This is a genomic window from Zobellia laminariae (assembly GCF_030553095.1).
In the GTDB taxonomy this organism is placed as follows: Bacteria; Bacteroidota; Bacteroidia; order Flavobacteriales; family Flavobacteriaceae; genus Zobellia; species Zobellia laminariae.
On record NZ_CP130738.1, the window covers coordinates 2,485,896 to 2,498,707 of the forward strand.

General features: G+C 37.0%; 7 protein-coding genes and 3 pseudogenes. All 10 read left to right on the forward strand.

Annotated elements, in window-relative coordinates; genetic code table 11:
* Positions 1 to 7,183 (forward strand): annotated as a pseudogene (gene sov / locus Q5W13_RS11835) (T9SS outer membrane translocon Sov/SprA).
* A gap of 160 nt (positions 7,184 to 7,343) precedes the next feature.
* Entirely contained in the window at positions 7,344 to 7,724 is a 381-nt protein-coding gene (gene gcvH, locus Q5W13_RS11840) for a glycine cleavage system protein GcvH (protein ID WP_155594794.1), read from the forward strand.
* Positions 7,717 to 8,118, forward strand: coding sequence for a VanZ family protein (locus tag Q5W13_RS11845; protein WP_162524430.1), 402 nt, complete (start codon positions 7,717 to 7,719; stop codon positions 8,116 to 8,118). Before gcvH ends, Q5W13_RS11845 begins: the two co-directional genes overlap by 8 nt.
* A gap of 53 nt (positions 8,119 to 8,171) precedes the next feature.
* Positions 8,172 to 8,876 (forward strand): annotated as a pseudogene (locus tag Q5W13_RS11850) (energy transducer TonB).
* A 176-nt stretch (positions 8,877 to 9,052) separates the two neighbouring features.
* Positions 9,053 to 9,532: a protoheme IX farnesyltransferase gene (locus Q5W13_RS25755; RefSeq protein WP_304446424.1), complete on the forward strand. Its 480-nt coding sequence runs from the start codon at positions 9,053 to 9,055 to the stop codon at positions 9,530 to 9,532.
* On the forward strand, positions 9,454 to 9,951 hold the full coding sequence (locus Q5W13_RS25760) for a protoheme IX farnesyltransferase (RefSeq protein ID WP_304446425.1): 498 nt from the start codon (positions 9,454 to 9,456) through the stop codon (positions 9,949 to 9,951). The genes Q5W13_RS25755 and Q5W13_RS25760 overlap by 79 nt, the downstream gene beginning before the upstream one ends.
* Before the next feature lie 8 nt (positions 9,952 to 9,959).
* Positions 9,960 to 10,540: pseudogene (locus Q5W13_RS11865) on the forward strand (cytochrome c oxidase subunit 3).
* Positions 10,541 to 10,637: 97 nt separating this feature from the next.
* Positions 10,638 to 11,627 carry a cytochrome c oxidase subunit 3 gene (locus Q5W13_RS11870; RefSeq protein ID WP_304446426.1) on the forward strand — a complete coding sequence of 330 codons (990 nt, stop codon included), beginning with the start codon at positions 10,638 to 10,640 and terminating at the stop codon, positions 11,625 to 11,627.
* 51 nt (positions 11,628 to 11,678) lie between these two features.
* Positions 11,679 to 12,062: a cytochrome C oxidase subunit IV family protein gene (locus tag Q5W13_RS11875; protein ID WP_155594788.1), complete on the forward strand. Its 384-nt coding sequence runs from the start codon at positions 11,679 to 11,681 to the stop codon at positions 12,060 to 12,062.
* A gap of 102 nt (positions 12,063 to 12,164) precedes the next feature.
* Positions 12,165 to 12,803 (forward strand): hypothetical protein, encoded by a 639-nt coding sequence (locus Q5W13_RS11880; RefSeq protein WP_368662536.1) that lies wholly within the window; start codon positions 12,165 to 12,167, stop codon positions 12,801 to 12,803.
* The last annotated feature ends 9 nt before the right edge of the window (positions 12,804 to 12,812 follow it).

A 12,812-nucleotide genomic window follows, 5' to 3' on the forward strand; every position in this document is an offset into this window, starting at 1 on the left:
TTGAAAACAGGGGCCAAACTATTTCTTAAATCACCATTTAAGCTTACACTCCTATTTTTATTTTTGATTGTTTCTTCGAGTATATCGTATGCTCAAGAAACCGAAAATGAAGGTAGTGAAGAGCAAGAAGTGGATTCCGTAAAGACCGGTTTTTCTTTGGGTAAACTCAAAATGGAAAATCCGGAAAGTATTGTTTCTAAATACGACTACGACACAAACCTTAACATGTACATCTATTCTGAGAAGGTAGGTGATTTTGATATTGGGTATCCTGTAATTCTAACGCCAGAGCAATATTACAAACTGGTACAAGAAGAAGGGATAAAGGGTTACTTTAAAGAAAAATCAGATGCTTACTCAGGCAAGAAAGAAGGTAGTGAAGAAGCTCGAAAAAATTTACTTCCTAACTTTTACGTAAACAACAGCTTCTTTCAATCTATTTTTGGAGGTAATACCATAGAAGTAATACCGCAAGGTTCTGTTGCAATGGATTTAGGTGTTATTTGGCAGAAAAATGACAACCCTTCCTTATCTCCAAGAAACCGTACCAATCTTTCTTTTGATTTTGATCAGCGTATTAGTTTAAGTATGCTAGGTAAAATTGGTGAACGTTTGCAGGTAACCGCAAATTATGATACAGAAGCCACTTTTGATTTCCAGAATATTGTAAAATTAGATTATACGCCAACTGAGGATGATATTATCCAGTCTATTGAAGTAGGTAACGTAAATATGCCGCTAAACAGTTCTTTAATAACTGGGGCGCAAAGTCTTTTTGGAGTTAAAACCCAGCTTCAATTTGGTAAAACTACAGTTACAGCAGTGTTTTCTGAGCAACGTTCGCAAAACAACACGGTTGTTGCGCAAGGTGGTGGTACGGTTAACGATTTTTCTGTTTCAGCGCTTCAGTATGATGAAGACAAGCATTTCTTCTTATCACAATACTTTAGGGATAATTACGATGCGGCTTTAGTCAACTATCCTTATATAAGAAGTCAAGTTCAAATTACCCGTATAGAAGTGTGGGTAACCAACCGTAGTCAACAAACTTTAAACGTTCGTAATATTGTAGGTATACAAGATTTAGGTGAATATGATCCCTTGGTTGCGGGAGATGAAACCACTAGAATTGGCCAAAATGCTCCTGCATCATTTTTTAAAGCAAATACAGGACAGCCAAATGAATTACCACGAAATAACGCAAACAACTATGATCCAGCTTTAATTGGTAAAGGTGGAGCGTTAACAACCAGTATTCGTGATGTAGCTACTATAGAACAAGGTTTTAATGTAGGAGGCTATCTGCCTAATCAAGGTTTTGATTATGCCTATTTAGAGAATGCTAGAAAATTAGAGCAGAGTAGAGATTTTCAATTTAACTCGCAATTAGGGTATATCTCATTGAACCAACGTTTAAGTAATGATGAGGTCTTGGCCGTTGCGTTTCAATATACCTATAATGGTAAAGTTTATCAAGTAGGGGAATTTGCCAATGGAGGGCTAGATGCCACTACGGTTTCAGGTGCTATCGATAATCCTATAATTGAAAACAACACGCTGATTCTTAAATTACTTAAAAGTAATATAACCAATGTATCTGATCCTATCTGGGATTTGATGATGAAGAATATTTATGCTACGGGTGCTTTTAGGTTGAGTGAAGATGATTTTAAGATGAATATTCTTTATTCTAACCCAACACCAAGAAACTATATTACTCCAGTAGAAGATTTTCCAAACCAAACAGATGGAGGCAAGCCTCTTCAAGAGCGTATATTATTAAATGTCTTTAATTTTGATAGGTTGAATGCCTATAATGATGTACAATCTGGTGGTGATGGATTTTTTGATTTTGTTCCATAATCACCGTAGATACCCAAAATGGACAGATAATTTTTACCAAAGTTGAGCCTTTTGGTGAGTATTTATTTAACCGTCTAGGTGATATTGAAGATTATAATACGGAAAGTACGTATAATGCTAACCAAAAGAAGTACGTATTTAGAGATATGTATGTGCAGACAAAATCAGCTGCTTTACAGGATCCTGAAAAAGATAAGTTTTTACTTAAAGGAACTTATAAGTCAGAGGGAAGTAATGGTATTCCTATAGGTGCTTTTAACGTTCCAAGAGGCTCGGTGCGTGTAACCGCTGGTGGAAGACAATTACAAGAGGGTATTGATTATACCGTAAATTATCAGGCGGGTACGGTTCAGATTCTTGATCCAAGCTTAGAAGCTTCAAACACTCCAATTAATATTTCAGTAGAAAATAATGCAGTATTTGGTCAACAAACACGTCGTTTTACTGGCGTGAACGTAGAACATCAGTTCAATAAGAACTTTGTTCTAGGGGCCACTTTATTGAATTTGAATGAAAGACCGCTAACCCAAAAGTCCAATTTTGGAGTGGAGCCGGTAAATAATACCGTATTTGGTTTTAATGGAAATTTCTCAACAGAAGTTCCGTTTTTCACTCGCTTAGTTAATAAGCTTCCTAATATAGATACAGATGTACCGTCTAATCTTTCGGTTCGTGGTGAAGTAGCATGGTTAAAACCTAATTCTCCTAAAAATGCAGATTTTCAAGGGGAAACAACTACGTATTTAGATGATTTTGAAGGTGCACAAGCGTTAATAGATATTCGTTCTTCATTGGGCTGGGCACTAGCAAGTACCCCTGTGGAATTTTTAGATTCACCAACGCAAAAGGGATTGGAAACAGGTTTTGGTAGAGCTAAAACGGCTTGGTATAGTATAGATCCCGTTTTTTATACCAACCAAAGACCTTCTAGTATAAGTGATAACGATATTTCAACAAACGCAACAAGAAGAATATTCATAGATGAGGTTTTTCCGCAAGTTGAAGTGGCACAAGGACAGACTCGTCAGCAGACTACATTAGATTTGGCGTACTATCCTCAAATGAAAGGGCCGTATAATGCAAATGCTAATTTTAATACAGAAGTGCCCAATCAGAAATGGGGTGGTATTATGCGTTCGTTGAGCAGTACTAACTTTGAGCAAGCCAATGTAGAATTTGTACAATTTTGGGTGATGGATCCTTATTTGGAAGGAACAGCTACAAGCCAAGGTGAATTAGTTTTTAACCTAGGTAATATTTCCGAAGATATTTTGTCTGATGGACTTAAACAATATGAAAACGGATTACCTATAGATGGTCAGGGGAGTATTAAGCCAGAAGATCCAATTTGGGGACCTGTTCCAGCAACACAAGCTTTGGTATATGCTTTTGATGTAGATGAAAACAGTCGTGCCCAACAAGATATAGGTTTTGATGGTTTAGATGATGCAGCTGAAGCGGCTATTTATGGTAATGACAATCCTGAAGATCCAGCTTTGGATAACTATGAGTATTTCTTGCAAAGAGAAGGCGGTATTTTAGAGCGTTACTTGAATTTTAACAACCCACAAGGAAACTCTCCGGTAGAAGTAACTAATGATAATAGAGGGTCTACAACATTGCCAGATGTTGAGGATATTGATCGTGACCTTACCATGAATACGGTAAATAGTTATTATGAATATAGAATTCCTATTAAGCCCAACACTACTATTAATGATAAATATGTAACAGATATACGTGATTCACTGGTGCTTTCAGGAACGAGAATTCCAAATGAAAGTACGGTGCGTACGCGATGGATCCAGTATAAAATTCCATTAAGTGATTTTACTGATGCAGTAGGAGGTATCACAGATTTCCGTTCTGTAAGCTCTTTACGTATGTACATGACGGGCTTTTCTAGCGATGTGCTTTTACGTTTTGCCACTCTTGATTTAGTACGAGGTGATTGGAGAACATACACAAAATCTCTTGATGAAGATGATATTAACACAGCGGATGATGCTACTACTTTAGATGTAAACGCTGTAAATATTCAAGAAAATGAAAGCAGGACACCAATTCCCTATGTTCTGCCATAAGGTGTTCTTCGTGAGCAATTGAATAATAACAATACAATAATTCAGCAGAATGAGCAATCACTATCGCTGGTAGTGGAAAATTTGGAGTCGCAAGATTCAAGAGGTGTTTTTAAAAACCTTGAGATAGATGTGCGCCAGTATGAGAAATTGAAAATGTTCATACATGCCGAGAAAATTTTAGAGACCGATAATTATGATGTAGACCAACCGTTAATTGGTTTCCTTAGAATAGGTACAGATTTTACAGAAAACTTTATCAACTAGAGATTCCTTTGGAGTTCACACCTTTTGGTTCAAGTTCAGAAGAAGCAGTTTGGCCGGATAATAATCAAATGGAGATTGTACTGGCGGATCTTAATAAAGTGAAATCGGTTTGGATTTCAGGAACGGACTTAAGTGAGATTAGGTATTTTGAAGTTATAGATGGCGAAGTAGTATCTGTAAATCCACTTTCTGCCAGAACACCGGGTAGATTGCGAATAGGAATACAGGGTAACCCATCTTTGGGAAGTATCCGTAGTATGATGGTGGGTGTAAAAAATGTTAGTAGGACTCCCGCAAGAGGTGAAGTCTGGTTTAATGAATTACGTTTAGCTGGTTTGGATAATGAAGGCGGATGGGCGGCTTTGGCTGCGGTAGATGCCAATTTTGCAGATTTTGCAAATGTTTCAGCAACGGGTAGTACTAGTACCTCCGGTTTTGGTGCTATTGATCAAATGCCTAATGAACGCGCTCGTGAAGATGCTCTTTCATATGATGTAGTCACAAATGTGAACCTAGGGCAATTGCTTCCTAATAAATGGGGAATTCAGCTTCCTTTTAACTATGGTATATCTGAACAAATGATAACCCCAGAGTTTGATCCTGTTTATGATGATTTAAAATTACAGGATAGAATTGATGCAGCGGATAATCCGGATGACGCAAAAGCTATTGAGGAACAAGCTGAGGATTACACTAAGCGAACAAGCATAAACTTTATTGGAGTCCGCAAGGATAGAGGGGAAGAGGCTGATGCTAATTTTTATGATGTAGAAAATTTCACTTTTAACTATTCGTACAACGAAACCAATCATAGAGATTTTGAAATTGCTTCTTTAGAAGACCAGAACGTTGCAACTGGTTTTGTATACAATCACAATTTTAAACCTGTTGAGGTAGCCCCTTTTGCTAAAAACGATTCTTTGTTTACCAGTAGCTATTGGAGATGGCTAAAAGAATTGAATCTTAGTTTATTGCCTACAAGCGTATCTGTTAACTCAAATATAGAAAGGCAATTTAGTCAACAACGTTTTAGGGATGTTGTAGAAGAAGGAGTAGATAAATTAGACTTGCCAACATTACGTCAGAGAAACTATCAGTTTAACTGGCAGTATGCGGTAAACTATAGTCTTACCAAGTCATTGCGTTTAAATATGACGGCAAGTAATAATCACATTGTTCGTAATTATTTTGAAGACCCTTCAGACCCCAATTCCGCAATTGATCAGACATTGGGCTTATGGGACGGTTTCTGGGACTTGGGAGAGCCAAACAGGCATGCGCAACAGTTAGAGTTAAACTATGAACTTCCTTTTAGCAAGATTCCGTTTCTTGATTTTATAAATTCACAATACAGTTATACCAGTAATTTTGACTGGCAACGTGGTGGTGATGCCCTAAGAGAAGTGGCATTAGAAGATATCAATACGGTTCAGAATGCTAGTACGCATAATATTACTGCAAATCTAACCATGCAAAAGTTCTATGACATGCTTGGTCTTAAAAAACGCAGTGGTAAATCAGCTGCACCTAAAGCTTCAATAAGGAAAGATAAAGCTGGAAATCCGGCATCAGGAGAAGAGAAGACTAAAAAGAAAAGTGGCGGTCTTTTTAATACGGCAGTAGATGTGCTTACGATGGTGAAGCGTGTGAACGTAAACTATAATGAGAGTAGAGGTAAAGTATTGCCAGGGTATACGCAGTCTGTTGGTTTTGTAGGGTCGTTAAAGCCCTCAGTAGGTTTTGTGTTCGGTAGTCAGGCAGATGTACGTTTTAATGCGGCAAGAAAAGGATGGTTGACTGGTTTTGAAGAATTTAATGAGCAGTATATTCAGAATGTAAACAGACAGCTAAATATTACTGCAACGGCGCAGCCAACCAAAGATTTGACCATAGATTTATCTGCGGACAGACAATACTCTAACAGCTATCAAGAGAATTTTAGTGTAATACGTAATGTAGACGGCTCATTAGAGTATAACAACCTTTTAGGGAACAACTATGGTAACTTTAGTATATCTACGGTTATGATAGGTACCGTTTTTAATAAGAGTAGTGAGTTTGATTCAGAAACTTTTGAGCAGTTCAAACAGAATCGTCTTATTGTAGCTAAGCGCTTAGTTGCTGATAGGGGCGAGACTTTGAATTTAGACCCTGATACTGGTTTTCCTGAAAAATATGGCAAAACACAACAAGATGTATTGCTTCCAGCTTTCTTTGCGGCGTATACTGGGCAAGATGCAGAGCGCGTAAATTTAGATGCTTTCCGTCAGATACCTATTCCGAACTGGAATTTAAAGTTTACAGGTCTAATGCGTAATAAGTGGTTTAAGAAAAGGTTTCAGCGTTTTTCTCTGAGCCATGGATACCGTGCGGCTTACAGTATTAACTCTTTTCAGACTAATCTTGAGAAAGTACAGTTAGAAAATGACGGGCTATCTACCTTAGATGCGGATACAGGTGATCAAATGTCCGATCTTATCTTAAATAACGTTGTTTTAAATGATGAGTTTAATCCTTTGGTTCGTCTTGATTTTGAAATGAAAAATTCGGTAAGCATCTTGGCAGAGATGAGAACCAGCAGAACCTTGGCGCTTAGTTTTGACAACAATCTTATGACCGAAATGAACGGTAAGGAATATACCGTTGGTTTGGGATATCGTTTTAAAGATGTGAAGTTTGTTACCAATATTGGTGGAAACAAAACTCGGTTAAAAGGAGACTTGAACTTAAAGGCAGATGTAACATTAAGGGATAATATTACCATTATCAGAAACCTAGATATAGATAACAACCAGATTACTTCTGGTCAAAACTTACTATCTATTAAGTTTACTGCAGATTACGCGCTAAGTAAAAACTTAAACGCCTTGTTCTTCTATGACCATTCGTTCTCTCAGTTTGCCGTTTCTACTGCCTTTCCGCAGACTACAATCAACACAGGCTTTACTATCAGGTACAATTTCGGTAATTAATTTACTTTTCAAAGTGCAGAAGAATCGCTAGTAGACTTGCTTTATGGCAGGTTCTCCATATAGAGATAGGTTAATTTCTTTCATTTACTTACCAACTTAGTCTTGTTTTTTTGAATACTCCTTCAGAAAACAATACATTTGTTTTTATAAAAATAAGACCATGAATATACCTGCAGAATTAAAGTATACTAAGGACCACGAGTGGATTAAAATAGACGGTGATATAGCTACCGTAGGCATTACCGATTTTGCTCAAAGTGAGTTGGGTGATATCGTTTATGTTGAAGTAGAGACCGTAGATGAAACTTTGGATAAAGAAGAAGTTTTTGGGACAGTTGAAGCAGTGAAGACGGTTTCAGATTTATTTCAGCCTTTAAGTGGAGAAATCATTGAGTTCAATTCAAAATTGGAAGATGCTCCTGAAAGTGTAAATTCTGACCCTTACGGAGATGGTTGGATGGTCAAAATTAAGATCAGTGATGCCTCTGAAGTAGATAGTCTTTTATCTGCGGATGCTTATAAATCGCTTATTGGTGCTTAAAAACCATAAGTATACGATTGCATTTATTAGCTGGATGGTGTTTGTTACATTTTCTAGCTTAGTTTCTTTCTCAGATACTGATGCAGCAAACATAGATATTCCAAACCTAGATAAGGTAGTTCACTTTTCCTTTTACTTTGGCGCGGCCTTTTTAGCAGTGTTTTTTATTAGAGAAGTGACTAAGGGAAGAATGGCGCTGCGTAAAGCAGTTTTATTAGCCTTGGTTGGAGCTATCTGTTATGGTATAGTTATTGAGGTATTACAGTACAGTTTAACTACAGATCGTCATGGCGATATCTTAGATGCATTAGCAAATAGTGTGGGTGCAATCATGGGGTCATTAGTGGTAAAATCCTTTTTTTCTAAGGAAAGGTGGTTAAAATGGAGGAATTAGTTGCTTGTTAAAGAATTATTTAATTAAATTAGCACACATTAAAATACAAAATTATGGAACCGAAAAAGAACCCGAAAGCAGATGTAGGCCGCAGTAGTGGACTTTATTTTGTTATTGGCCTAGCAGTTACAATGGGATTAGTGTATACTGCATTGGAGTGGAAAACGTATGATAAGACCAATGATTACGATATTTCAATGAATGTTGATGATGAATTGGACGAAGAGGTTCCTATGACGGAGCAGATTAAGACGCCACCGCCACCACCGCCACCAGCGGCTCCTGAAATTATTGAGGTTGTAGAAGATGAAGAAGAAGTTGAAGAAACTGTAATCGAATCTACAGAAACCAGTCAAGAAGAAGAAATCATCGAAGTAGAAGATGTACTTGTTGAAGAAGAGGTAGAAGATGTAGATGTACCTTTTGCAGTTATTGAAGATGTGCCAATTTTTCCAGGTTGCGAAAGTGAGTCTGATAAAAGAGCTTGTTTCCAGAAAATGATGCAGAAGCACATTGGTAAAAACTTTAGATACCCAGAAATTGCTCAGGAAATGGGTGTTCAAGGTAGGGTTAGTGTAATGTTTACTATCCAAAAAGATGGTAGCATCGGTAACGTTAGAATGCGTGGACCAGACAAAAACCTAGAGAAAGAAGCTGCTCGTATTATCGGTAAGCTTCCTAAAATGACATAAGGTAAGCAACGTGGTAGGGCTGTAAGAGTTCCATTTAGTATTCCTATTACATTTAAGTTGCAGTAAACTGTAACATTAAGATATATAAAAACCCGTCTACTAAGTAGGCGGGTTTTTTTGTGCCGTATAGTTTGGTGTAATTTGTAATGATTTTGAGGTGTTTAGTGTGTATAATATAAAGATGTCCAATTGGTTGCAGAAATAGAGGTTGAAAGCTATCTTTGCGGTTCGAAAAAAGATGCATGAAGACTGCGGTGAATACGGCAACAGCTCCAACTTTGGCGCTGGCAATGGCCGATTTTAAAGAGATTACAAAAGCTAGACTAGCTATTAGTGTGGTTTTTTCTTCTTTGGCTGGTTATTTATTGGGTGCACCGCAAATAGAGGTTGTTTCTCTTTTGCTGTTGGCTTTTGGTGGTTATTGCATGGTTGGGGCTTCTAATGTTTACAATCAAATCATCGAAAAAGATTTAGATGCGTTAATGAAACGTACAGAAAACAGGCCAATACCTTCTGGTAGAATGTCTGTTAATAAAGCGCTGATTATAGCTATTTTGCTTACCGTGTTGGGTATCGTGTCTTTATATGTCTTGAACCCTAAGACAGCGATGTTCGGGGCAATTTCTATATTTCTATATACAAGTTGTTATACCCCTTTAAAAACAAAAACACCTTTGGCTGTTTTTGTTGGGGCCATTATAGAGCTATTCCTTTTATGTTAGGATGGGTGGCCGCTACAAATGAATTTGGTATTGAGCCGGGTACATTGTTCATGATACAATTCTTTTGGCAGTTTCCGCACTTTTGGGCCTTAGGTTGGATGCTGGATGATGATTACAAAAGAGGTGGTTTTAAGATGCTGCCTACCGGTAGAAAGGATAAGGGAACGGCACTTCAGATTATAATGTATATCATTTGGATGCTGGTTATCTCTGTAATTCCGGCTTTCGGTATCACAGGTAGATTGCAACTTTCGATTCCTGCAGCAGTTATTATATTTTTGATGGGTATGGTTATGTTGATTTTCGCTTTTCTGTTATATGAAAAGCGCGATAATATTACCGCTCGAAAGTTAATGTTGGCAAGTGTTAGTTATATTACGCTAATGCAAGTGGTTTATGTAGTAGATAAGTTTATTTAAATATAATCATGGATTTAACAAGAGGAACGGGGAAAGAAAAGAACGATAGAGCTAAAAAGATGATGCTTTGGTTCGCTATTGTAAGCCTTATTATGGGTTTTGCAGGATGGACAAGTGCCTATATTGTTAGTAGCTCAAGAGAAGATTGGATTAGTGAATTACTTTTGCCTAGTTCTTTCTTTATAAGTACTGCCTTGATAATCATAAGTAGTCTTACCTATATAATGGCTAAAACGGCTATTAAAAACGGTATTCTGCCATGGGTACCAACTGGCTGTTGGCTACATTGGGTCTGGGTATTGCTTTTATAGCATTTCAGTTTAACGGTTTCTCTCAAATGATAGCTACAGGCTACTATTTTACAGGGCCAACAAGTAATATTAAGCTGTCTTACGTTTTCTTGATAGCAATGGTGCATATTGTGCATGTTTGCGCAGGTATTATATCCTTATTGGTGGTTTTATATAACCAAATTAAGGGCAAATACTCCGCTCAAGAATATTTAGGAGTAGAACTAGGGGCTACATTTTGGCATTTTTTAGACCTGTTATGGGTTTATTTACTGGCGTTTATGTACTTCGTAGGGTAATAAAATTAAATAAAGTTGGTTTTTCATGTGTATAGTGCTTTCACAATACACATGAAAACTATAAATTTGTGCAAAATCTAACCATACTACAAAATATATGGATTCAACGGTAACAACTGGTACGGCGGAAGAAAACGTGTGGGGTGGCGGAAATCGTCCCCTAGGAGCATCATATGGTAAAATGATGATGTGGTTCTTTATCGTTTCCGATGCATTAACCTTTTCGGGCTTTTTAGCGGCTTACGGCTTTTCACGATTTAAATTTATAGAAATATGGCCGATTGCGGATGAGGTGTTTACCCACGTTCCTTTCTTTCATGGTAATTACCCCATGATTTATGTGGCTTTTATGACATTCATTCTTATTATGTCTTCAGTTACTATGGTGTTAGCCGTAGATGCAGGACATAAAATGAAGAAAAATTCCGTTATCTGGTATATGTTCTTTACCATCATTGGTGGTGCAATTTTCGTTGGCTCTCAGGCTTGGGAATGGGGAACTTTTATAAAAGGAGATTACGGTGCTGTAGAAACTAAAGGTGGAAGAATTTTACAATTTGTAAATGCTGAAACTGGCGAGCGCGCTGCAATTCGTGATTTCGCTAAGACTATCTTTGGTGACCGTGTGGCACACGAGAATAGCAAGGGTGTTTGGTTTTATGATGAAGCTTACTTGCCTAGTTATTCTTTCAACGAGGTTGTAGAAGGTTTTAAAGCTAATCCTAATATTCTTATCCGTACGGAACAAATTGTTCAGGAGGGAGAACATGAGGGAGAAAAGACATTGCTTAATAGAGAAGAGTCTTTGAAAAAAATCAAGGATGGTAAATTAGTAGTTGAAGGAGCTAACTTAATTCGTAACGAATACGGAAGTCGTTTGTTCGCAGATTTCTTCTTCTTTATAACAGGTTTTCACGGTTTTCACGTTTTCTCTGGAGTTGTCATTAACGTAATCATATTTTTTAATGTGATTTTGGGTACCTACGAAAAAAGAGGCCATTATGAAATGGTTGAAAAAGTAGGGCTGTATTGGCACTTTGTAGATTTAGTGTGGGTATTTGTATTCACCTTCTTCTATCTTGTATAATTCTTATTTTTCGGGAAAAACGATATATAACGCATTTGAGATTATTATAATATGGCACACGCACACAAACTAGAGATTTTTAGAGGACTATTGAAATTTAAGTCCAATACCCAAAAAATCTGGGGAGTACTTATATTTTTGTCCGTTATTACAGCTGTAGAGGTTGTATTGGGTATCGCAAAACCTAGAGCATTAACACATTCTCATTTTGTGGGAATGAAGTTGATAAACTGGATATTTATTATCCTTACTTTGGTTAAAGCCTATTATATTGCATGGGACTTTATGCACTTACGTGATGAAAAAAGCTCATTAAGAAGAGCAATAGTATGGACTCCTATTTTTCTTGTAGCCTATTTATTGTTCATCCTTCTTTTTGAAGCAGACTATATATATAATGTTTACAAAGATGGTTTCATACAGTGGAATTTCTAAGTAATATTATCTTAATAAATTAACAGCATACTAAGACGGTTTCACAACCGTCTTTTTTATTTTTGTAGTGGTCGTAAATTTACTGTTTAGCACTTCTTTCTTATGAAGGTGAAAAAATATTTAGTCTTAGTTACATTGTTCATTTTGCCCATCGTGGCATATCTATTTTTTGCTTCCGGTATAACCAACTTTGGGAAGCTAGCCATATTGACCAGTGGTGTTGATGATGTTACTAACATGGATGGTGATGTTACTTTTAAAGACAATATTACCATTCTTGGTTTTTTAGGAAATGATCCTAATAACACAAATGGTAACGCGTTCAACCTTAACCAAAAAATCTACAAGCGGTTTTATGCATTTAAAGATTTTCAATTCGTAATGGTTATGCCAAAGGGAATGGAAGAGGAAGCTACTGAGCTGAAAAAAGAGTTGGGTCTGTTGGTAGATATGAGCAAATGGAATTTTGTTTTTGGAGATGAAAACCAAATCAATGATTTTTTTAATTCTTTAGAAACCGACATTCAGTTAGAAGATGATTTAAGCACTCCCTACGCATTTATTATTGATAAAGAGCTAAGCCTTAGAGGTAGGTCAGAAGACGAGGAAGAGGCTACCCTTTATGGTTTTAATGCTACGTCTGTATCCGAGCTTAATAATAAGATGGTAGATGATGTAAAGATTATATTGGCAGAGTATAGATTGGCGTTAAAGAAGAACAGTGCCGACAGGCAAAAGTAATAACGGTTT

Coding starts and splice junctions, on each gene's coding strand:
- Q5W13_RS11880 (WP_368662536.1), top strand. CDS start 12,165: ATGAAGGTGAAAAAATATTTAGTCTTAGTTACATTGTTCATTTTGCCC.
- Q5W13_RS11875 (WP_155594788.1), top strand. CDS start 11,679: ATGGCACACGCACACAAACTAGAGATTTTTAGAGGACTATTGAAATTT.
- Q5W13_RS25755 (WP_304446424.1), top strand. CDS start 9,053: ATGAAGACTGCGGTGAATACGGCAACAGCTCCAACTTTGGCGCTGGCA.
- Q5W13_RS11870 (WP_304446426.1), top strand. CDS start 10,638: ATGGATTCAACGGTAACAACTGGTACGGCGGAAGAAAACGTGTGGGGT.
- gcvH (WP_155594794.1), top strand. CDS start 7,344: ATGAATATACCTGCAGAATTAAAGTATACTAAGGACCACGAGTGGATT.